Annotated in this window: 16 protein-coding genes and 1 pseudogene; 11 read left to right on the top strand and 6 right to left on the bottom strand. The window is 71.7% G+C overall.

All coding sequences use genetic code 11. The features are described from left to right. Positions 1 to 40: 40 nt before the first annotated feature. The 3 genes from AB0D85_RS49095 to AB0D85_RS49085 are packed head-to-tail and all read right to left on the bottom strand — an operon-like array spanning position 41 to position 3,721. A complete protein-coding gene (locus AB0D85_RS49095; protein ID WP_362337115.1) occupies positions 41 to 733 on the bottom strand; it encodes a nuclear transport factor 2 family protein in 693 nt (230 codons plus the stop codon). A gap of 31 nt (positions 734 to 764) precedes the next feature. Then, complete coding sequence (locus tag AB0D85_RS49090; protein WP_362337113.1) at positions 765 to 2,249, bottom strand: FAD-dependent oxidoreductase; 1,485 nt, start codon at positions 2,247 to 2,249, stop codon at positions 765 to 767. Further along, a complete protein-coding gene (locus AB0D85_RS49085) occupies positions 2,246 to 3,721 on the bottom strand; it encodes an FAD-dependent oxidoreductase (RefSeq protein ID WP_362337110.1) in 1,476 nt (491 codons plus the stop codon). The genes AB0D85_RS49090 and AB0D85_RS49085 overlap by 4 nt, the downstream gene beginning before the upstream one ends. A 447-nt stretch (positions 3,722 to 4,168) precedes the next feature. Between AB0D85_RS49085 and AB0D85_RS49080 the strand changes: the two genes are divergently transcribed. The 5 genes and pseudogenes from AB0D85_RS49080 to AB0D85_RS49060 form a co-directional block, all read left to right on the top strand. Beyond that, positions 4,169 to 5,728, top strand: a complete 1,560-nt coding sequence (locus tag AB0D85_RS49080; RefSeq protein ID WP_362337107.1) for an ABC transporter substrate-binding protein — start codon at positions 4,169 to 4,171, stop codon at positions 5,726 to 5,728. A gap of 17 nt (positions 5,729 to 5,745) precedes the next feature. Continuing rightward, on the top strand, positions 5,746 to 6,696 hold the full coding sequence (locus tag AB0D85_RS49075) for an ABC transporter permease (RefSeq protein WP_362337104.1): 951 nt from the start codon (positions 5,746 to 5,748) through the stop codon (positions 6,694 to 6,696). Continuing rightward, positions 6,693 to 8,423: a dipeptide/oligopeptide/nickel ABC transporter permease/ATP-binding protein gene (locus AB0D85_RS49070; protein ID WP_362337101.1), complete on the top strand. Its 1,731-nt coding sequence runs from the start codon at positions 6,693 to 6,695 to the stop codon at positions 8,421 to 8,423. The genes AB0D85_RS49075 and AB0D85_RS49070 overlap by 4 nt, the downstream gene beginning before the upstream one ends. Then, on the top strand, positions 8,420 to 9,298 hold the full coding sequence (locus AB0D85_RS49065) for an ATP-binding cassette domain-containing protein (protein ID WP_362337098.1): 879 nt from the start codon (positions 8,420 to 8,422) through the stop codon (positions 9,296 to 9,298). The genes AB0D85_RS49070 and AB0D85_RS49065 overlap by 4 nt, the downstream gene beginning before the upstream one ends. A gap of 94 nt (positions 9,299 to 9,392) precedes the next feature. After that, positions 9,393 to 10,292: pseudogene (locus tag AB0D85_RS49060) on the top strand (3'-5' exonuclease); the annotation flags it as partial. On the opposite strand, the gene AB0D85_RS49055 reads toward AB0D85_RS49060, so the two are convergent. Together AB0D85_RS49055 and AB0D85_RS49050 are read right to left on the bottom strand one after the other, a co-directional pair. Further along, positions 10,289 to 10,468 (bottom strand): DUF397 domain-containing protein, encoded by a 180-nt coding sequence (locus AB0D85_RS49055; RefSeq protein ID WP_362337095.1) that lies wholly within the window; start codon positions 10,466 to 10,468, stop codon positions 10,289 to 10,291. The pseudogene AB0D85_RS49060 and the gene AB0D85_RS49055 overlap by 4 nt on opposite strands. Beyond that, positions 10,465 to 11,313 carry a helix-turn-helix transcriptional regulator gene (locus AB0D85_RS49050; protein WP_362337092.1) on the bottom strand — a complete coding sequence of 283 codons (849 nt, stop codon included), beginning with the start codon at positions 11,311 to 11,313 and terminating at the stop codon, positions 10,465 to 10,467. Before AB0D85_RS49050 ends, AB0D85_RS49055 begins: the two co-directional genes overlap by 4 nt. 146 nt (positions 11,314 to 11,459) lie before the next feature. On the opposite strand from AB0D85_RS49050, the gene AB0D85_RS49045 reads away from it, so the two are divergent. From AB0D85_RS49045 to AB0D85_RS49020, 6 genes are all read left to right on the top strand, one after another. Beyond that, positions 11,460 to 11,903 (top strand): ATP-binding protein, encoded by a 444-nt coding sequence (locus tag AB0D85_RS49045; protein ID WP_362337089.1) that lies wholly within the window; start codon positions 11,460 to 11,462, stop codon positions 11,901 to 11,903. Between the two features lie 58 nt (positions 11,904 to 11,961). Then, on the top strand, positions 11,962 to 13,506 hold the full coding sequence (locus AB0D85_RS49040) for a TIGR02677 family protein (protein WP_362337086.1): 1,545 nt from the start codon (positions 11,962 to 11,964) through the stop codon (positions 13,504 to 13,506). Beyond that, a complete protein-coding gene (locus AB0D85_RS49035; RefSeq protein ID WP_362337083.1) occupies positions 13,503 to 14,726 on the top strand; it encodes a TIGR02678 family protein in 1,224 nt (407 codons plus the stop codon). The genes AB0D85_RS49040 and AB0D85_RS49035 overlap by 4 nt, the downstream gene beginning before the upstream one ends. Before the next feature lie 8 nt (positions 14,727 to 14,734). Then, entirely contained in the window at positions 14,735 to 18,928 is a 4,194-nt protein-coding gene (locus tag AB0D85_RS49030) for a TIGR02680 family protein (protein WP_362337080.1), read from the top strand. Beyond that, positions 18,919 to 20,178 carry a TIGR02679 family protein gene (locus AB0D85_RS49025; protein WP_362337077.1) on the top strand — a complete coding sequence of 420 codons (1,260 nt, stop codon included), beginning with the start codon at positions 18,919 to 18,921 and terminating at the stop codon, positions 20,176 to 20,178. The genes AB0D85_RS49030 and AB0D85_RS49025 overlap by 10 nt, the downstream gene beginning before the upstream one ends. A gap of 367 nt (positions 20,179 to 20,545) precedes the next feature. Continuing rightward, complete coding sequence (locus AB0D85_RS49020) at positions 20,546 to 20,836, top strand: hypothetical protein (protein WP_362337074.1); 291 nt, start codon at positions 20,546 to 20,548, stop codon at positions 20,834 to 20,836. Between the two features lie 94 nt (positions 20,837 to 20,930). Here AB0D85_RS49020 and AB0D85_RS49015 read toward each other — a convergent pair whose 3' ends face one another. Beyond that, a complete protein-coding gene (locus AB0D85_RS49015) occupies positions 20,931 to 22,265 on the bottom strand; it encodes a S53 family peptidase (protein ID WP_362337071.1) in 1,335 nt (444 codons plus the stop codon). Between the last annotated feature and the right edge of the window lie 33 nt (positions 22,266 to 22,298).

Below are 22,298 nucleotides of genomic sequence, written 5' to 3'. Positions count from 1 at the left end.
GGAACCGGAGCACGGTGGGAAGAGGGGCGGGGTACGGGGGTCAGTAGGCGTCGGTGACCTGGCCGAACTCCGCGTACGGCGCGGGCGGGGCCGGTTCGTTGGCGTAGACCCGGTCGGGGCTGTAGTTCCAGTGGGTCGTCGGCGGACGGTCCGGCGCGTACTCCGTGGGCAGCGGCGGCATGTCGTCGGGGTTCATGTCGTCCGGCTCCTCGGCCCAGCTCTTCTCGAACGAGCACATGAAGATGCCGTAGACGTGCAGGTGCCAGATCTTCCACTCGCCGTTCTCGAGGATGAAGTCGCAGGCGTACTTGCACCAGGCCCAGTTGGCGACCGGTGTGGGGTCGTCCAGCTTGTGGAAGCTGGGGCCGGTCTCGTGGCCCGGGGAGACCCAGACCCCGCGGGCGGTCCGCAGGTCGTCGGCCACCTCGATGACCGGGGTGGTCAGCGCGTGCATGTGCATCTTGCCGGTGGGGTCGCCGTCGGCCCAGACATGGAAGCCGGGGTAGCAGCGCTTGATGCCCTCGGGGCCCTCGTAGACGCCCCACATCATCTCGGCCCGCACGTCGGGGGTGTCCATCGCGAACAGGTCGAGGCACTCCTGGTGCATGTTCGCGGAGTGGAGGAAGGAGTAGCGGCCCATCAGGTTCTGGATCTCGTGGGTGGCCTCCATCCGGGCGAGCCGCTGCTCCACGGTCATGGCCTTGGCCCGGCTGGAAACTGTCTCAACTGACATCGGAAGCCTTTCGGTTCTGGGGGTACGGCGCTCAGCGGCCGCGAGCCGGCACGGTCTGTGCGGCGGAACGGCCCGCGATGCGGCCGGAGTTGTAGCTGAAGGACGTGCTGTTGCCCGACATGACGAACGGATAGGTGCCGCCGTACAGGTCGTTGACATCGCGGCCGGCCCCGAAGAGGCCGGGTACCGGGACTCCCCGCGCGTCGACGGCACGGCAGAGGTCGTCCACGGCGAAGCCGCCGAGGCTGCCGTAGCCGCCCACGGAGAACCGGGCGGCGTAGAGGACCTGGCCGTCCTCGACGGGCCGCAGGTAACGGGCGGGTTTGTGCATGAGGGTGTCCCGCCCGGTGCGGCACGCGTGGTTGTACTCGTCCACCGTGCGGCGCAGGGCGGCGGGTTCCAGGCCCGCGCGGTCCGCCAGTTCCGTCACCGACTCGGCGCGCAGAATGTGCGGGAAGCCTTCGGTGACGGCCTTCGACACCGAGGTGTCAAAGTCCGGGGGTCCGGTGAGCGGGAGCTTCGACATCAGGAAGTCCCAGCCCTCGCGCTCGTAGTGAGCGTTGATCTCCGCGGTGAGGATCATCAGGCCGTGCCCGCCGGGCTGCCTGCCGACCGCGTTGGCCGCGTAGCCCGGGTGCCGCATGACCGACTCGTCCATGAAGCGCTGGCCAAGGCCGTTGACCATGAGGTTGGGCTGGCGGAACGAGCCGAGTTCGGGCGGGGTTCCGCCCGGACCCCAGTACGGCTCCGGAAGGCAGACGTACGTCTCCATCATGGTCGGGCTGGGCGCGGCACCGGCCGCGAGGGCCAACGCGATGCCGTCGCCGGTCAGTTCGGGGTGCGAGAAGGAGAACAGGTCGGTGCCGTGCCGGTAGCCGGTGTGCTGTTCGATCAGCCGAGGGGAGCCGCCGAAGCCGCCGGTGGCCACCACGACCGCACCGGTGTCCACGCGCAGGGGACCGTCCGCCGCGGTGGCGGTCACGCCGACCACGGCGCCGGCCGCGTCGGTCACCAGATCCCGCGCCCGGCACCCGGTGCGGATGCGCACGCCGAGCTCGCGGGCGCGCTGGGCCAGCACACCGGTGATCTCGGGGCTGTCCGGCTCCCGGTAGTGCCAGGTCGGCTGGGCGCCGAGGTAGTAGGCGACCACGTCGCTGAACTCGACGCCCAGCCCCGCCATCCAGTCGATGGTGTCGGCGGACTGTGCGACGTACGCGGAGGCCAGCCGGGCGTCGCTGCGCCACTGCGTGTGTTCCATCATCCGGTGGAACGCCTCGTCGCGGGTGAGCGCGATCTGCCGGTCGCGCTGCATGCGCGTCTCGACGGCGAAGAGTCCCGCGCCGCCGTGGATGGCTCCGCCGATCCGCCCGGTCTTCTCCAGGACGAGGACCCGGGCGCCCGCCTCGGCGGCGCTGACGGCCGCCGCGAGCCCGGCGCAGCCGGTACCGAGGACGACGACGTCGGCGGTGTCGTGCTGTGCTTCGGCACGCGCTTCGGTGTGTGTCCCGCCGGTCATGGCCTGGCCTCCTCGGCGTACCGGCCCGCCTGCTCGCCCGCGATCCGGCCGGAGTTCACGGCGAAGCCGAGGGCCATGCCGAACAGGTGCTGACCGCAGTAGTCGGCGCCTTGCCAGCCGGAGGCCATCGAGCCGGACACATACAGACCGGGTACCGGGCCGAAGTCCTCGCCGAGGGCGTGCATCTCCTCGTCCACCCGGACCGGGCCGACGGTGTCGATCATCATCGGACCGAACCGGATCGCGTGGAACGGCGGCTCCACCAGGGCGCGCAGATAGCGGCGGTCCTTGACGAACTCCGCGTCGTAGCCGCGGGCGCAGTGCTCGTTGTAGTCGGCGACGGTCTTCTCCAGCGCCTCGGCCGGTGCGCCGATCCAGGCGGCGACCTCCGCCCACGAGTGCGCGGTGACCGCCCAGTCGCCCACGGCGGCGGCGCTGTCCACGTGCTTGCGCAGGTGCGGGGGGCGCAGCGGGGCGCGGGGCAGCAGCCAGCCGTTGTCGTCGACATCGCGGATCATGGCGTCGTCGTAGAGGGCGAAGCCGGTCATGCCGGGCTGGCGCAGCAGGGGGTTGGCCCCGGTCTGGAGGTGGATCGCCACGGCCTCGTCGCTGAAGCGACGGCCCAGCCGGTTGACCCAGACGGTGTCGGGCTGACGGGTGGCGGGGCCGAGGCTGTACTCGTTGGGCCGCTCGCTGCTGGAGCAGGTCTCCTTGATCAGCGTGGCGTGCGGTTCCAGTCGGACCCCGGCCTTCGCGGCCATCTTGATGCCGTCGCCGTTCATCGGAATACGGAAGCCGGCCAGCGTCTCGTCGTAGAAGTAGAAGTACTTCCGCATGAGTTCCGGGTCGCCGTGGAAGCCGCCGGTGGCGAGCACGACCGCACGGGTCTCGACGACTTCCTCCCGGCCGTCGCGTTCGACCACCACGCCGGTGACCGCGCCGTCCTCGTCGGTGCGCAGGGCGACCGCCTTGGCGCCGGTCCACACCTCTCCGCCACGGGACTGGAACGTCTCTCCCAGGGCGCGGACGATCTGGCTGAACTTGAGCAGCGTGTGCCCGCCGTGTTCTTCGAGCCGGGCCGGTACATGCCAGGTCGGGGCGTGGTCGTAGGACATCTTGTACTCGACGCTGATGACGAAGTCGATGCCGGTCTTCTCCGTCAGCCAGGCGATGGTCTGCCCCGACCTGTTGATGACCGCGCGCAGGATGCGCGGGTCGACCCGTTCGTGGTGGTGCCATGCCATCGCGGTGCGGAACACCTCGTCGGCCGACACGTCGACGATGGCGTCGCGCTGCTGGCGGGTCTCGCAGGCCCACAGTCCGGTGGCGAAGACGGCGTTGCCGCCGAGCTTGGCGCGCTCCTCCAGCAGGAGCACGCGGCCCGCACCGCTGTCCTGGGCCGCGACGGCGGCGACCGGCCCTGCGCCGCCGCCGCCGATGACGACGACGTCTGCGGATGTGCTTGGTTGCACGGGTGAGCCTCCTGATCGGCGCTGGTGTGTCGGTGCGAGCAGTCTGGGCGGGCCCCGTCGGCCGGGCCAAGAGGCTGCGGCATCGCGCGTGGGGATCCGAGGGATCGGACGGACTGTTGGAGATTTCCGATATGCGCGAAAAGTGACATCACGGGATCAGTCATCGGCCGCCTCGATGTAAGGGGTCGTCAACCCTTGTGGACATATGGCTTTTATGCGACATGAGTTGACAAACCAGCTATGTCGTGTACGCCCCGTGCGATGCCTCCGAACAGGCAATTCAGGCTTGTCCGAAGACGCTCGCACAGGCACCAACAGCCCCGGCGATACCAGAGATCGCCCAGATCGATCATCCGGCCGTATTCCCACCCCTTGCGGGAGCTGTTCCACTCCTGGTCGAACCGCCACGGCCAGCCTGCCGGCGGTACGCACGTCCAGGGAGCCCACATGAACCGAACCCGCCGGGCCGCCGCCGTCGCCGGCGTGGCGCTGCTGATCTCCGCCACCGCCGCCTGCGGAAGCGGCGGCTCCACCGGCAGTGCGGGGGGCGGCGACACCCTCGCCATCGGCCTTCAGATGTCGTTGCCGAGCCTCAACCCGGTCCTCAGCCCCATCAGCCCCACCCTGGTGTACGCCTACGACCCGCTGATCTACCGGGCGAACGACGGCTCCTACGTACCGGACCTGGCCACCAAGTGGGGCTACGTCGGCAGCGGCAACCGCACCTTCGAGCTGACGCTGCGCTCGGACGCGAAGTTCACGGACGGCACACCGCTCACCGCGCAGGCCGTGAAGAACTCCATCGACTACTTCCTGAAGACCCCGAACTCCAACCTCGCCGCGGCGGGCCCGATCTCCGCCGTCACGGCGGTCGGACAGCACACCGTCCGCATCAGCTACAAGTCGGGCTTCCCCAACGCCGTGGACTCCCTGACCCAGTTCTGGGGCATCGGACTGATCATCGGCCCCAAGGGCCTGGCGAGCCCGAAGAGTCTGGAGACCTCCACCGACGGCGTCGGCCAGTACACCCTCGACGCCTCGGCCACCCGGGCCGGATCCGTCTACACCTTCGCGGCCGGCAAGACCTACTTCAACCAGTCCGCGATCCGCTACAAGAAGATCCAGATCCGGACGTACGCCACCGACACCGCCCGCCTGAACGCCCTCAAGTCCGGCCAGATCCAGGACGCCACCCAGATCTCCCTCGGCCAGACCGGCGTCGCCGCCGCGAACGGCTTCCAGCAGCTCAAGGGCAACACGACCTGGATGGTCACCCAGTTCCTCGACACCAGGTCCGGCCCCCTGAAGTCCAAGGCCGTCCGCCAGGCGCTCTCCTACGCGATCGACCGGAACACCATCGTCAAGGACTTCTACGGTGGACTCGCCGTCGCCCAGGACCAGTTCACCCCGCGCGGCCTCGCCGGCTACAGCGCCGGTCTCGACAACACCTACCCGTACGACACCGCCAAGGCCAAGCAGCTGCTCAGCTCCGCGGGATACGCCGACGGCTTCACGCTCAAGCTGCTGACCGACCAGACCGCCGACCCCGGCGGATCGCTGGGGCAGGTCCTCAGGAGCCAGCTCGCCAAGATCGGCGTCAAGGTCGAACTGGACGTCAACACCGGTACGTTCCCCCAGCTCCAGTCCAAGCTCGCCTCGGGCACGTACGACGCGGCGCTGTTCAATCTCGCCTCCGTCGACCTGTACTCCACCGCCACCCAGTCCATCGTGTCACCGAAGTCGTTGCTCAACCCCTCCGCCACCGCCGACCCCACGGCCATGCGGCTCCTGAACGCCGCCGCCACGGCCTCCGGAACGTCCGCGATCCAGGCGGCACTGGTGAAACTCAACACCTACCTCACCGACTCGGCCGTCGGCCTGCCCATCGTCACCCGTACCAACGTCGACCTGGTCAGCACGGACGTCACCCTTCCCGCCACGTCCTACGTCACTCCCCAGCCGACCGTGATCGGCCCCGCCGCCTCCTACGCCTTCGCCGCCAAGTAACCCCGAGGTCAACGGACATGACTATCCGTCAACTCGTCATCAGGAGACTCGTCGTAGGGTTCGCACTGCTGTTCGTGGTGTCGGCGCTGACCTTCGTGCTGGTCGCCCTGATCCCCAGTGATCCCGCCCGCAGCATCCTCGGCAACACCGCGACCGCCCAGCAGATCACGGCGCTGCGTTCCCAGTTGGGCCTCGACCGGCCGCTGTGGGCGCAGTACGCCTCCTGGGCCGGCCACGCCCTGCGCGGTGACCTGGGCAGTTCGCTGATCGCACCGCAGTCCGTCGCCTCCACCCTGAACGCCGACCTCAGCGTCACCCTTCCCCTGACGGTCGGCGCGGTCCTGGTGACCATGACCGTCGGGGTCGCCGCCGGAACCCTGGCCGCCCTGCGGGGCGGTGTGGTCGCCCGGCTCATCGACCTCGTCGCGCTCACCGGACTGGCCCTGCCGTCGTTCTGGGTCGCCCTGGTCCTGGGCGAGTACTTCGGCGTGCGCCTGCACTGGCTGCCCGCCACCGGCTTCGTCGCCTTCGCCGACTCACCGCTGGGCTGGCTGCGCAGTCTGGTGCTGCCGGTGGTCGCGGTGGCGGTCGGCGGTGTCGCCGCCGTCGCCAAACAGACCCGGGAGAGTGTGGACGGCGTTCTGCGGCAGGAGTACATCCGCGCCCTGCGCGCCGACGGCCTTCCGCTGCGGCGTCTGCTGTTCCTGCACGTACTGCGCAACGCCGCCATTCCCGTGGTGGCGGTCGGAGGCACCCAGTTCGTCGCCGTACTCGGCGGCACCGTCATCGTCGAGAACGTCTTCGCGCTGCCAGGACTGGGCTCGACCGTGGTGCGCGCCGCCCTGGACCACGATCTGCCGCTGATCGTCGGCGCGGCCGTCTACTTCTGCGCGCTCGTCGTGCTCGCGAACCTGCTGGTCGACGTGGTGTTCGCCCTCATCAACCCCAAGCTCCGGAACGTCTCATGAACGCCCTCGCCGGCCTGCCGCGCCGTCTCGCCCGCAAGCGGGTGGCGCTGGCCTCCCTCGCCTTCCTCGTCCTGCTCGTGGCGCTCGCCCTCGCCGCCCCGTGGCTGCACCTGCCGTCCCCGACCGAGGGCGAGCTGGCCGACGCCCGGCTGGGCCCCGGCTGGGCGCACCCGCTCGGCACCGACCAGACGGGCCGCGACACCCTGAGCCGCCTCGTCTGGGGCGCCCGTCCCTCGCTCCTCTACACGGCCGAGGCCGTCACAGTGGCCCTCGCGGTCGGCATACCCCTGGGAGTGCTGGCCGGGTTCGTCGGCGGCAGGGTGGACCGCGCGGTGATCGCGGCGGACGACGTCGTCATGGCCATGCCCGGCATGGTCGTCCTGCTGGTGGTCCTGGCCATCTTCGGCAGCCATGTGCACTACGCGATGATCGCCATGGGCCTGATGCTCTGCGCGCCGTTCCTGCGTGTGGTGCGGGCGGCCACTCTCGACGTGCGCCGCGAGGCGTTCATCGACGCGGCCAGGGTCGCGGGCCTCTCCTCCTGGCGGATCATGTGGCGACATGTCCTGCCGCGGATCGGCGGTGTGGTCCTCGTCCAGGGCGCCCTGCTCACCGGCATGGCGCTCCTGCTGTCCACCGGCATCGCCTATCTCGGCTTCGGCACCCAGCCGCCGAACCCCTCGTGGGGCCTGATGATCGGCGACGGCGCCCAGATCATGGGCTCCAGCCCGTGGCTGGTGCTGTTCTCGGGCGCCGCGATCGGACTCACGGTCATCGCCTGCGGACTCGCGGGCGACGGGCTCCGTGACCTCGTCACCGAGCGGTGGAGCGGCACCACGCGCCCCGTCCCGCCACCCCGCGTGGTGGTCGACCGCCGACCCGCCGCGGCCCCGTCCGACACCACCGACGACGACACGGTCCTGCGCGTCGAGGACCTGAGCATCCGATACCCCTCCGCCGAAGGACACCGCACGGTGGTGCACGGGGTGAACCTCGCCCTGCGTGCCGGGGAGACGCTGGGGCTGGTCGGCGAGTCCGGCAGCGGCAAGACCGCCATCGCCCGGGCCGTCATGGGCATCCTCGTCGGCGGCGAGATCGAGGCGGGCCGTGTCGGCCTCGCGGGACAGGACATCACCGGCATCGCCCACTTCGCCCCGGCGCAGCGGTCCCGGCTGCGGATGGGCTACGTGTCCCAGGAGCCGCACGCCTCCCTCGACCCCTCCTGGCGGGTCGGCCACCTGGTCGCGGAAGCCCTGCGCCGGCACCGCGGTCTGACGGCGGCGCAGGCTCGTGAGGCGGCGATCGCCCTGTTCGACCAGGTCAGACTCGAAGACCCGGAGGCGGTGGCCCGCCGGTATCCGCACGAGCTGTCCGGCGGCATGGCCCAGCGCGTGGCCATCGCCCGTGCCCTGGCCTGCCGTCCTCGGCTGCTGATCGCCGACGAGCCGACGACGGCCCTCGATGTCACGGTCCAGGCCGAGATCCTCGACCTGCTGCGCGGCATCCAGGCGGAGACCGGCATGGCCCTGCTCCTGATCACGCACGACTGGGGCGTGGTCGCGGACCTGTGCGACCGGGCCGCCGTGCTGAGGGACGGGGAGATCGTCGAGCAGGGCCCGGTGCTCCAGCTGTACGCCGACCCCCAGCACGCGTACACGCGGACCCTGCTCGCGTCGGCCCCGACCCACATGATCGACGAATTCCGTCACGAAGGAGCCGACAAGTGACAGCGCAGCACACCGCGGCCGGCACGGCCAGAGCCCGCACCGCGGCACCGCTGCTGGCGGTCGAGGACCTTCGGGTCAGCTACCGCAGGCGGCCCCGGGACACCGGCCGCGCCGCCGTGGACGGGGTCAGCCTGACGATCGCCCCGGGCGAGACGGTGGGCGTGGTCGGCGAGTCCGGCTCCGGCAAGTCGACGCTCGCCCGTTCCCTCGTCGGGCTGGCCGAGCCCTGCGGGGGCCGGATCACCTTCGACGGACGCGACATCACCCGGGTCGCCCGCAGTGACCGCCGCCGGCTGGCTCGGCACATCCAGTACGTGTTCCAGGACCCGTACAGCTCGCTCAACCCGACGCGTACGGTCGGCAGCACGCTCACCGAACCGCTGCTGGCGTCCGGACGCGGTGACCGGGTCACCCGGAGGGCGAAGATCCAGAACATCCTCGAACTGGTCGGTCTGCCCGCCGACGCCGCCGACCGCTATCCCGGCTCGTTCTCCGGCGGGCAGCGGCAGCGGATCGCCATCGCGCGGGCTCTGGTCGTCTCCCCGCGCCTGGTGATCTGCGACGAGCCGACGAGCGCACTGGACGTCTCGATCCAGGCCCAGATCCTGCGCCTGCTGCGCGACTTGCAGGTGCGTTTCGGGATCAGCTACCTGTTCATCGCCCACAACCTCGACGTGGTCCGCTGCATGTCCGACCGCACGGTCGTCATGCGGCGTGGACAGGTGGTCGAGGAGGGACCGGCCGAGCGGATCGCCACCGAGCCCACGCATCCGTACACCCAGGCACTGGTGGCGGCCATGCCGCTGGCCGATCCGGTCGCCCAGAGGGAGCGCCGCGACCGACGTCGGACGGAGGGTGACGGCACCCCGAGATGACCGACGCGGCTGTCACGACGGACGGAGATACCGCGTCGTGCCCCGTCGCCGCCGGTCTCGGCCGGGACCATGAACAGGCGATCTGCCCCCGCAGAGACGAAAGTACAAGGACGAAGTCGGCGGCCTGGATCTCAAGCACCGCGACGACAGCTCCGGCATGTACTACCTGGCCCACCGCTACCAGCACGTCGTCGTCGACGAGGCACAGGACCTCCGCCCCGCCCACCGGAAGATGCTCCGTGCCATGGTCGCCTCCGGCGACGACGACATGTTCATCGCCGGCGACACCCACCAGCGCATCTACGACCAGCAGGTCACCCTGGGGACCGTCGGCGTCCACATCCGGGGCCGCGCGGCCCGCCTCACCCTCAGCTACCGCACCACCCGCGAGATCCTGAACCGTGCCATGCAGGTGGTGAACCCCAAGAACGGCGGGATCACCTTCGACGACCTCGACGACGGTACCGACAACCTCGACGGCTACCGCTCGGTCCTGCGCGGCCCGGCCCCCGAACTCGTCCCCTGCGACTCATGGGACGACGAACTCGCCAAGCTCGGCACCACGCTCCGAGCCTGGCGGGAGGAGCTCGCCACCGGCGGCGCCGACGGCGCACCCCGCGACCCGCGCGGCACCATCGCGGTCTGCGTCGCCGACCGCGAGGCCGTCAATCAGGTCATGTACCACCTGGCGACCCAGGCCGGCCTCACCGTCGCCGAACTCACCAAGGGCGGCGCGAAGGGAGACGGCGACATCCACGTCGGCACCATGCACCGCTTCAAGGGCCTCGAATACCAGCGGCTCGCCATCGTCGGCGCCCGCGACGGCGTCATCCCCCGTGCCTCGGTCGTCCAGCGCTACCGCGACACGGACCCGCAGCGACTCGCCCGCGAGGAACTCAAGGCCCGTTCCCTGCTGTTCGTCGCGGCGACCCGGGCCCGCGACGCCCTGCGCATCAGCTGGTACGGCAGGCCGAGCCCGTACCTGCCGGTCTAACGGCGTCGCCTGACGAACCCCGCCCAGGCGTCCCGGGACACATGTATGACGGGTCCGGCCACGGCCTTGGAGTCACGGATGTGCACGACTCCGGGGTCGGCCGCGACCTCTACACAGTCGCCGCCCTCGGCTCCGCTGTAGCTGCTCTTGAACCAAACGAGACCGGAGTTGTTCATAGCGATCCCAGCAACCCTTCGATGAACTCCAGGGACTCTCGCGGCGTGAGAGCCTGTGATCGGATGATCCCATAGCGGGCGGCGGCGAGAGCCGTCTGTTGCGGATCGGTCTGAAGGGTGCTGGCTCCCTGTGCCTCGGTGTACGCGAACTTCTTGCCGTCGTCCCGCGTGACGACTGTGAACGGCCCGTCCACGCCCGCGCTTTCCTCACAGTCGAGGGGCATGACCTGAATCTCGACGTTGCGCTTCTGACCGATGAGAAGCAGATGCTCCAACTGGCCTCGCAGTACGTCCTTTCCGCCGAGCGGACGCCGCAGTACTGACTCGTCCATCACGAAGCTCAGCAGCGGTGTGGGCTGGCGGTCGAAGATGTCCTGCCGGGCCAGGCGCGCCGTAACCCGCTGCTCGATGGTCTCCTGATCCAGAGGCGGTCGTCGCATCGCGAGTACAGCCCTCATGTACTCCTCGCTCTGGAGCAGGCCTTTGACCATGAGGGTGTCGTACGCGAGCAGCTCGATGGCCTCCTTCTCCAATTTCGCCATCCCCTGGAAGAACACCGGATACTGCGCCCTCTCCACCTGCTCCTTCCACACCGTGAGCAGCCCCTCCGCCCCCAGCACCTCGTCCGCCTTGTCGATGGTCCTGGGGGACGGGATCCGCCGGCCCTGCTCGAACGACGCGACCGTGGACGCCGAGTAGCCGATCCGCCGTCCCAACTCCTCGCGTTCCAGGCCCGCCCGCAGCCGCAGCGTCTTCATGGTCTGGCCGAACGCGGCGACCACGCCCCGGCCCGAGGCGTCCGCCGCCTGGCCCGCGGTGCCCTCTTCTTCCGTAACCTCGGTCACCCCTACCGCCTCCCTGCCCCAACGCCCGCCTCCGGGACGGCGTCACGCCGCGCCGCTCGTACTCGTACCGCCACCGCGCGTACAACCGGCCCGCGTCAGTGCGTCACCACTGGTCACGCTACGCGACCGAGGACACCGTTGTCGGCATGACGAACAAACCCGGCAGCGCCTTCGAGATGCGCTTCACCTCCACTCCGCGCGGCGCCCGGCTCGCCCGCAGGCTGGCCGCCCACCGGCTGGACACCTGGGGGATCCCGTACGGCGGTGGCCCGCACGAGTCGATCGCGCTGGTCGTCGGCGAGCTGACCGCCAACGCGGTGCGGCACGGGCACGTCTCCGGCCGGGACTTCCACCTGCGCCTGTACGTGACCGGACCGGCCGCCGCGGTGGTCCGGATCGAGGTCACCGACACCCGCGTCGAACGCACGCCGCCCCGCCCGGAGGCGCTGTGCGCGGCGGACCCCGAGGACACCGGGGGCCGGGGGCTGGTCATCGTCGCGGGGCTGGCGTCCCGCTGGGGCTGGCACGCGCGGTCCGACGGGCCGGGCAAGACGGTGTGGGCGGAGTGCGCGGCCACACCCTTGGTGTGAGACGAAATCCGGACATCACGCACCGGCGAGGGCGGAGGTCGGGAACAATGGACCCACGATGACCTCGCCCGACTACAGCCCGTTCGCGCACCTCACCGCGCCCAACTCCGCCCTCTACCGTCGGGTGATGCGAGCGTTCCTCGCCGCCAAGGAGCGGTTCGCGGTGCATCTGCGGCCGGAGGACGTGTTCGCGGCGCTGGACGCGGACGCACGGCCCGGCGATGTCGAGTCGGTGGTGAAGGCGCTGGACAGTCTGGTCGGTTGGGGGAACCTGCGGGCAGATCCCGACCATGCGCGGGTGACAGCCGTCGAGGACTTCTACCGCAGGCGGTTCATCTACCAGCTCACCCGGGCCGGTGAGGCGGCCGAGGCGGCGCTCGGGACGTACGACGCGACGCTCGGTCGGCGCGGGGAACTCCAGGCGGTCGCGCTGCACGACATCGTCACGCAGCTGCGGGCGCTGCTGGTGATCGCCCAGGAGGACGAGCCGGACCCGGCCAAGGCGCATATCGCGCTGTCCGTCCTCACGGCTCGCTTCACCGACCTCGCTGACAACGCGCATGCCTTCATGGGGTCGTTGCAGCGCACCATCGACCTGCACGACATCGAGGTCGAGGCGTTCCTCGCCTACAAGGACAGGCTGATCCAGTACCTGGAGCGGTTCATCCAGGATCTGATCACGCTCGGCGGGCGGATCGCCCTGCTCATCGGCGAACTGGAGGAACAGGGCAGGGTGGAACCGCTGCTGGCCCTCGCCGCAGGGCGGGAGGCCGCCGACGCCGCTCCCGAGGAGGCCAAGAGGGCGGAAGCGGTGGCGTACGAGAGGTGGGCGGCGCGCTGGTCCGGGCTCGCCCAGTGGTTCGTGTCGGAGGAGGAGCGGGAGTCGCAGGCCCGGCTGCTGCGCGGGCGTGCCCTCGGCGCGATTCCACAACTTCTTTCCGTCGTACGGCAGTTGAACGAGCGGCGGGCCGGGCGCTCGGACCGCTCCGCCGACTTCCGCACGCTGGCCCGCTGGTTCGCCCAGGCGCCGGACGACGAGACGCGGCACCGGCTGTGGCGGGTGGCCTTCGGACTGCACTCGTCCCGGCACCTCACCGTCGACGCCGACACCCTCGCCGAACGCGCCGCCGCCCCGGAGCCTGCCGCCACGCCTTGGGGCAAGGCGCGTCCCCTGCGGATCAGCCCCCAGCTGCGCCGTACCGGAAGCTATGAACGCCGGGGCAAGCCGCGCCGGGTCGCCGACCGGGGTGAGGCGAAACGGCGGCTCGCCGAACTCGCCGCCCGGCAGACGGCGGAGGCCGGGCGGGCCCGCGACCGGCTCGCGACGGGCGGGCCGGTACGGCTGTCCCGGCTGGGAGAACTCGACCCCGTCGCCTTCCAGTTGTTCCTGCGCCTGCTCGGCGACGCCCTCGCCACCTGGCGGCCCGGCATGACCACCACCACGGCGACCAGTTCGGACGGTTCGATGGAGATACGGCTGACCGCGCTCGACGACGGCACGACGGCCGAAGTGCACACCCCCGACGGGGTGTTCAGCGGCCCCGACCACCTGATCGACATCGTCGACCTCACCGCAACCGGGGAGACGGGGGAAGACGGATGACCAGCCCCTCCGGCCACTCCGGCCCTCTGGCCGAGGTCCTCGAAGGCCAGCGCGAGGCCGAACTCCAGCGTGCCGCACGCGCGTTGCTGAAGGAGCCGCTGCTGACCGCCGACGGGCCGTACGCCGACGAGTTCCGGCTGGTGCGCCGGCACGCCACCGCGCTGCGCGACTGGTTCGAACGCAACGTCGGCTGGACGCTGCGCACCGACGCCGACGCGGCCCGGCTGCGCAAGACACCCGGCACCCTCACCGACGCCACCCACCCCGCCCGCGAGGCGGCCCGCACCGCCCTGCCCTTCACCCGCCGCCGCTACGTCCTGCTCTGCCTGACCCTCGCCGCCCTGGAGCGCGGCGAGGCCCAGGTCGCCCTCGGCCGCCTCGCCGAACAGGTCGTCCTGGCCGCCGCCGACCCCGAACTCCTCGCCGCCGGAATCGAGTTCACCCTGGAGCGGCGCGACGAACGCCTCGACCTCGCCGCCGTCGTACGCCTGCTGCTCCGGCTCGGGGTGCTGCGGCGGGTCGCCGGTGACGAGGAGGCCTATGTCAGCGGCTCCGGTGACGTGCTGTACGACGTACGCCGACGCGTCCTCGCGGGAATGCCCGCCGCCCTGCGCGGCCCCTCCCTGATCGAGGCCGAGGACTTCGCGGGACGCCTGACGGAGATGACGGCGCGGACCGCCCTCGACAGCGACGAACTGCGCTTCCGCACCATCCGCTGGACACTGACCCGCCGCCTCCTCGACGACCCCGTGCTCTACTACGACGACCTCACCGACGACCAACTCGCCTATCTCACCCGGCAACGCGGCTTCATCACCGCCCGGATCACCGATCTGACCGGCCTGGTCGCGGAGGTGCGGGCCGAAGGCATCGCCATGGTCGACCCCCTGGACGACCTGACCGACGTACGCATGCCGGAACAGGGCACCCACGGCCACATCACCCTGCTCCTCGCCCAGCACCTGGCCCGGGCCGACCGGCCCGTCACGGTCGCCGAGCTGGCCGCGCACGTGCGCGAACTCGCGGTGGAACACGGCAACTTCTGGTCGAAGACGGCCCGCGAGCCGGGAGCCGAACCCGCGCTCGTGGCCCAGGCCCTGACCAAGCTCCAGGCCCTCGGGCTCGCCGAGGACACCCCGCGAGGCGTCGCGCCCCGCCCCGCCCTCGCGCGGTACGCGGTCGGCGACGCCGTCATCACCACCACCGGCGACGAAAGGTGACCCGCGCCGTGACCGCCCCGCCCGCACAGACCGTACGGACCGAGTCCCCGGCGTTCGTGCTGCCCGCCCCCGCGCCCGGCCGGTGGCGGCCCCTGCGGATCGGGCTCGTCGACCTGTTCCACTACGACGTCGAGGAGTTCTGGTTCCGCGACGGCCGACTGCTGCTGCGCGGCAACAACGGCACCGGCAAGTCGAAGGTGCTCGCCCTCACCCTGCCGTTCCTGCTCGACGGCGACCTCTCCGCGCGCCGCGTCGAGCCCGACGGCGACCCCGGCAAGCGCATGGAGTGGAACCTCCTCCTGGGCGGCGAACACCCCCACCCGGAACGTCTCGGCTACACCTGGATCGAGTTCGGCCGGCTCGACGACACCACCGGCGAGGCCCACTTCCGCACCCTGCTGTGCGGCCTGAAGGCCGTCGCCGGACGCGGTATCGCCCGCCACTGGTTCGCCGTCACCACGCAGCGGATCGCCGCCGGACTCGACCTGCTCGACGCCACCGGCACCGCCCTGTCCCGGGACCGGCTCGCCGAGGCCATCGGCGGCCACGGCATGGTCCACGACACCGCCAAGGCCTACCGCCGCGCGGTCGACGAGGCCCTGTTCGGGCTGGGGGAGCGGCGCTACGGCGCACTCGTCGACCTGCTCATCCAGCTGCGCCAGCCCCAGCTGTCCAAGCGACCCAACGAGGCAGCGTTGTCACGGGCGTTGACGGAGGCGCTGCCGCCGATGGACCAGGCGGTGGTCGCCGACGCGGCGGAGGCGTTCCGGTCACTGGACGAGGAGAAGGAGGAACTGCGGGCGGCCCGCGAGGCCCAGCAGGCGTCATCGGCGTTCCTCGACCACTACCGGCGCTACGCCCGCATCGCCGCCCGCCGCCGCGCCCGCCTGCCCCGCGCCGAACACGCCCGCTACGAACACCTCCAGCGGGAACTCGTCAGGGCACAGGCCGACCACGACCAGGCCGTCACCGACCGGACCGAGGCACAGGAGCGCGCGGCGGCGCTCGCCGAGCGGGCGGCCCGCATCGGTGCCCAGGACGCGGCACTGCGGTCCGGGCCCGAGATGCGCGACGCCCGCGCCCTCGACCGGGCGGCGGCCGACGCCTCCCGCACGGCCGGGGACACCGTCCGCTCCGAGGCGGACCGGCAGCAGGCCGCCGCAGCGCACACCCGGGCCCTCGGCCGGCTCGCCACCGCCACGAACCGGCTGACCGCCGCCCGGGAAGCCCTGGACGACATCGAAGGCAGGGTCGCCGACAGCGCGGCGGCGGCCCGCATCGACGTACCCCGGACCTCCGGAGCTCCCGCCCCGGCCCTGCGCCGGGCCGCCGACGAGGCCATGGCGAGCAGACGGCGGGCCGTGGACCATGTGGAGACCCTGGTGACGGCGGCCGAACGCGCGGCGGAGGCCCGCAGGACCGCCCGGCTGCGCGCCGACGAGGCCGACGAGGAGGCCGGGCGCGGCGCGGTACAGCTGGCCGAGGCGGAGGAGGCGGTTGCGGAGGCCGGACACGCCCTGGTCGCGGCCGTCCGGGAGAGGCTGTCTGAGTTCGTGGAACTGCGCGTCGATGGGCTGCCGGGGCTGCTCGACGCCGTGCAGGGCTGGACGGGCACCCTGGACGGACCTCATCCGGCCCGGCTCGCCGCCACCGCCGCATATGGCGTCCTCGGTGGCCGACTGGCCGACCGGGCCGCCACCTTGGCCCAGTCGGAGAAGGCCACCGCCGAACGTCTGCGCCGGGGCGCCGAGGAACTGGCCGCTCTGGAAACCGGCGGACAGCGCGGACCCGCCGCCCCGCACACCCGCACCGCCGACGTCCGCACCCGCGCCCTCGGCGCCCCGCTGTGGCGTCTCATCGACTTCCGCCCGCATGTGACGAAGGCGCAACAGGCCGGCCTGGAGGCGGCGTTGGAGGCCTCCGGGCTCCTCGATGCCTGGGTGCGGCCGGACGGCACGGCGATGTCGGCGCACGGCCACGACGTCCTTCTCGACCCCCTCGACCTGCCCACCGGCAACGGACTCGACCGCGCGCTGTGCCCGGCCGTCGACCACACCGACGCCGGGGCCGCGGCCGTCGGCGAGGAGACCGTCCAGCGCCTGCTGGCCGCCATCGCGCTGGTGGACGCGGGCCAGGACGGTGACAGCCGTACCTGGGTCTGTGCCGACGGCCGGTTCCGGGTCGGCGCACTCACCGGCGGCTGGGCCAAGGACAGCGCCCAGTACGTGGGGGAGAAGGCCCGGGAACAGGACCGCAGGAACCGGATTGCCGAACTGCGCATCGAGCAGGCGGCCATGGAGGCCGAACGGGAGCAACTCGTCGAGGGGCTACGGGCGGTGTCCGAACGGCGCACCGTCCTGGACGCCGAACTCGCCGCCGTACCCGGTGAGGACGACCTGCGCCGCGCCCACGCCCGGCTCGGCGCGGCGGCCGAAGCCGTCCACCGGGCCCGTACCCGGCAGCGGGAGCGGGCCGCCGAACTGTCCCGCGCGGCCACCGAAGCCGACCGCACGGTGAACGAACTCGGCGACACGGCAGCCGACCTGAACCTCCCCGCCGGACGGGACGGTCTGGCGGCCGTGCGGCACGCGCTCGCCGACCACGCCGTGCACCTCGCCGCGCTCTGGCCCGCCTCGCGCGAGCGAGCGGACGCCGAGCAGGCGGTCGACGGGGAACACACCGAGACCGACCGTGCTGAGCGGCTCGCCGCAGAGCTCGCCGAACGCGCCACGGAGGCGGCCCGCCTCGCCGCGGCCGCCGACGAACACCTGCGCACCCTCCGTTCGACCGTCGGAGCGGCCGTCGCCGAACTCCAGCGGCTGCTGGAGGAGACCGGGGAAGCCGCACGCGCCTGCGAGCGCGAACAGCAGCGTGCCCAGGAGGACAACCAGGCCGCCGACCGGCGGGCCGGCCATGCCGAGGGGCGCATCGAGCGGCTCGTCGAGGACGTCACCGACGCCACCGCCGCCCGCGAACGGGCCGTCGCCGCGCTCCAGCGGTTCACGGCGACCGGACTGCTCGCCGTGGCCCTTCCCGACCTGCCCGTACCGGACGAGGACGGCGGACCCTGGGCGGCCACCCCCGCCGTGACCCTCGCCCGCGCCATCGAGTCCCGCCTCGCCACGACCGAGGACTCCGACGCGGCCTGGGAACGCATCCAGCGCTATCTCAGCGAGGAACTCGGTCGGCTCCAGGACGCGTTGTCCCGGCACGGCCACACCGCCACGGCCCGCCCCGGCGAGGACGGCATGCGTGTCGACATCGTCTACCAGGGCCGCGAACGCGCCGTACCCGAACTCGCCGAAGCCCTTGCCACCGAGGTCGCCGAACTGACCCGCATCCTGTCCGCGCACGAACGCGAGATCCTGCAGACCCACCTGATCACCGAGGTCGCCGGCACCCTTCAGGAACTGATCGGCTCGGCCGAACGCCAAGTACGTGCCATGAACAGGGAGCTGGAGGAGCGCCCGACGTCCACGGGGATGAAGCTGCGCCTGGTCTGGCGCGCCTCCCGCCGCGCCCCGCAGGGGCTGGCCCAGGCCCGGGACCGGCTGCGTCAGTCCGCCGACGCCTGGTCACCCGAGGACCGGGCCGCCGTCGGCGCCTTCCTCCAGGAGCAGATCGCCCGCCGGCAGGCCGACGACCGTACCGGCAGCTGGCAGGAGGACCTCACCGCCGCCCTCGACTACCGCGCCTGGCACGAGTTCGGCGTCGAACGCCACCAGCACGGCAGATGGGTACCGGCCACCGGCCCCGCCTCCGGCGGTGAACGCGTCCTCGCCGCGTCCGTCCCCCTGTTCGCCGCCGCCTCCTCCCACTACGCGAGCGCGGGCGGCGCCCACGCCCCGCGCCTGGTCACCCTCGACGAGGCGTTCGCCGGAGTCGACGACGACTCCCGCGCCAAGTGCCTGGGCCTGTTGCGCGCCTTCGATCTCGACGTCGTCATGACCAGCGAACGCGAGTGGGCCTGCTACCCACAGGTCCCCGGCATCGCCATCGCCCAGCTGTCCCGGGTCGACGACATCGACGCCGTACTCGTGACGCGCTGGGAGTGGGACGGCGGCGAACGCCGACGCGGCCCCGAGCCCGGCACGACCGCGGGCCCGGCACCGGTTCCTGCCCCATCTCCCGGCCCTGCCCATGAAGCAGGTGCGCTCGACGCCTTCCGCGCTTCGGTGGAACCGGGCACCCCGTGGACGTGAACCCCTCGGCGACCGAGGCGAAGGTCGACGGCGAACGGCTCGGACGGCTGCTCGGGGACCCGGGACTGGCCTGGCTCCTGGAGCGCGTCAGGCAGCGGATGACGGCCGGACGGCCCCTCACCGGGACGGTCACCCTGGCAGGCCCGGACGACCTCCAACGCCGAGCCGCCGAGCGACTGCTGGGACGCCCTCCGAGCGCCGGACGGTCCCTGACCGTACGCCTCGACACGGTGGACGAGGTCCTGCGCCGCTCCGGCGTCAGCCCCGACGGCCTGGAGACCGCCGTGGTCGCCCTCACCGGTCCGGTCGTACCGCGTGCGGAGATCCGGGACAGACTCGCCGGGGCGTGGGAGGAGGCACTGGCCCCGCTCGCCGCCGTGAACGCCGAACTGGCCGACTGGGCCGGTCGGATCCGCGAGGACGGTCTCGTACGGCGGCTTGCCCGCACCCCCGAAGCCGCCGGCCCCCTCGTCACCGCCGCCGTACGGGCACTGCGCGCACTGCCGGCCGATCCCCCGATGTCACGGGCGGCGTTCGCGGCACTGAGGCTGACCGGCGCCCATGCCCTGGACGAAGGAACCCCGCTCGCCACGCTCGTGCTCTCGGGGATCCGTGCGCTCACCGGCTTCCCCGACGGAGCCGGTGCCGAGTGGCGACGCGAGGCCTGGGCTTCGGCCGGACTGCTCAAGGACGACGTGTCATCCACTGCCCTCACCCTCAACCTGCGCGGTACACCCGCCCTCGACTGGATGGCCGACGAGGGCGAACCCGCGGTCCTGACCCTGCGTTCCCTCACCCGCCGGACCGCGAACGGGATCATGACGGCGACCGGAGACGTCCACGTGTGCGAGAACCCGGCCGTCCTGTCCGCCGCCGCCGACACCCTCGGCCCGGCATGCCCGCCCATGGTGTGCCTCCAGGGACAGCCCTCGGCGGCGGCGCTCACCCTGCTGCGCGGCCTCTCCGCGCGCGGAGCGGTACTCCTGCACCACGCGGACTTCGACTGGGGAGGGGTGCGCATCGCCACCGCCCTCGGGCGAGTGGCCCCATGGCGCCCCTGGCGGTACGAAGCCGCCGACTACCGGGCGGCCGCGGCGGGGGTGAGCGAGCCGCAGTACCTCACGGGCACGGCCGCCGCGACACCGTGGGATCCGGGCTTGGCCGCCGCGATGACCGAGCACGGATTACGTGTCGAGGAGGAGTCGATCCTCGATGCTCTGCTCTCGGACCTGCGGACCGCGGCTCGCTGAGAGACGTCGGACGGCGCCGAGGCTTCTCGACCGGCGGTTGACGGGCCGCCGGGCCTCGACAAGTCTGCGCAGCACCGGCCACAGCTGGAGAAGCAGCTCCACATCCCTTCCGCCCGAATGAGATTGGATTGTTGACCATGCTTTCGCCCGAGGGGCGCGCTTGCGTGCAGGCAGGAGTAAGGGGGCGGAAGGCGGTTGGTTGTGAAGCGGTGGCGGGACAGACAGGTCTTCGCCCTCTTCGAAGCGTGGACTCTCTGGCACAGCTCCGATCTGACCTTCTTCAAGGTATCGGCTTTGGCCGGAACCTATTCGCTGCTGGTGCTGTACGCCTTGAGTCATCTGCGACCGGGAGTGCGCAGCGAGCGCGATGGGCTCATTGTCAGGAATTTCTCCGCCACATACACGATTCCGTATCCGGATCGAAGGCCGGGACGAGCCGCTGTCGCTTGAAGCGTTCAACGGTTGGCCCGCTGCTGGAAGAGCCGGGCGCATCCGCGAGGAAATCGACGCGGCACGGACCATCAGTGTGGGGGAGGCCGGCGGCGAAGTGGTCGAGGTGCCGTCTCGCGGCTACCTGGAGTTGGTTCTCGTCATTCCGATCGTCGTCATGCTTGGTGCGCTTTTGTTCGAAGGCGCCCGCTGGCTCATCGACCGCTAGCCGGGTGGCCCGTTTCGTGGCCAGAGCCATCTGTGCTCTGGGGCGACGGGTCACGTCCCCGGACGTGGTGTACGGCTCGCAGGGCCCGGAATCGTCAGCGTCGTTCGGCCAGCGCGTGGACGAGCTTCGTCGCGTCGACCGTGCCGAGACCCGTCGCCTGGTCGTAACCAGGGCCCGCGGCGAAGCCGTTGGCTCCCGTGTTGCCGGTGGTGACATCCACCAGGCCGGTGTCCGGGCGGCCGTAGAGCCGGTACAGCAGGCGGTCGACCTGGCCGAGGCGGTGGCCCGCGAGCTGGTCGGCGAGGGCGACGACGCCCGCGAACAGCGGTGACGACTCGCTGGTGCCGTTGCCGCCGGCGGTCCAGCCGGTGCGGGTCGGGTCATAGCTGGAGTACAGCCACAGGGCGCCGTCCGGGGAGGCCGCCATGCTGATGTCGGGGGTGCCGCGGTGCTCCCCGACGACGGAACGGACCGGGTCCTGGTACGCCGGGCGGGAGAAGACCTTGGAGTGGTCGCCGCCGCTGCCCGACCAGGCCGCGTCCGGCTTCAGGCGGTTGCCCGCGTCGTCCAGGTAGAGCTCGGTGCCGCCGACGGCGGTGACCAGGGGGTCGCCGGCGGGCCAGGCCGCGTCGACGCGGCCTGCGTGGCCGCCGCCGTCACCGGAGCTGGCGGTGAGGGTGACGCCGTGGCGGGCCGCTGCCGAGAAGCCGTAGCGCAGGGTGGTGAGGCTGGTGTAGTCGCCGAGGTCGAAGCCGGGGAAGCGTGCCTCGCTGGTGGCCCAGCTCATGGAGACGACGTCGCCCTCGCCCTCGTTCACGAGGTGGGCGATGGCGCTCTGCATCTCGGGGATGCCGACCGGGCCCTCGGTCTCGGAGACGCCGGTCTCGACGAGGACGATGCGCGCGCCGGGCGCCACCGCGTGGGCGGCCTCGACGTCGAGGGTGGTCTCGTCGGCCCAGCCGTTCTGGTCCGGGTCGGTGTGGTCGAAGGCGGGCACGTCGCCCCACTTGAGGACGTCCACCTGGGTGTCGGGCAGGCCCCACTGCCTGTCGAAGACCTCCAGGTCGTGCTGGATGGTCGGGGAGCCGAAGGAGTCCGTGATGACGATCGTGCGGCCCTTGCCGGTGATGCCCTCGGCGTACAGGGGCGACAGGTCGTACGCCTTGTCGTACTGGACGGGCGAATAGCAGCCCCGGCTGATCTGCTTGCGGCACTCGCCGGTGCTCACCGGGCTGCTGAACACCGGGTTGAGGGCCTGCGGTTGCTCGCCGAGGATCTCCTGCGGGGAGCGTACGGTGCGGGTGGAAGCCGCCGACGCGGCCGGGGTCGTACCGGATGCGCCCGAGCCGGGGAGGAGGGCGAGGGCCAGGGCCGACAGCGCGGCGGCTCCCGGGGTGAGCAGGGCACGGCGCCTTAAGGATGTGGCCATGACAAACCTTTCGGCCGAAGCGGCAGCGGTTCC

Source organism: Streptomyces sp. NPDC048277, from assembly GCF_040652235.1.
In the GTDB taxonomy this organism is placed as follows: Bacteria; Actinomycetota; Actinomycetes; order Streptomycetales; family Streptomycetaceae; genus Streptomyces.
This window is presented reverse-complemented; position numbering and strand designations above follow the sequence as displayed.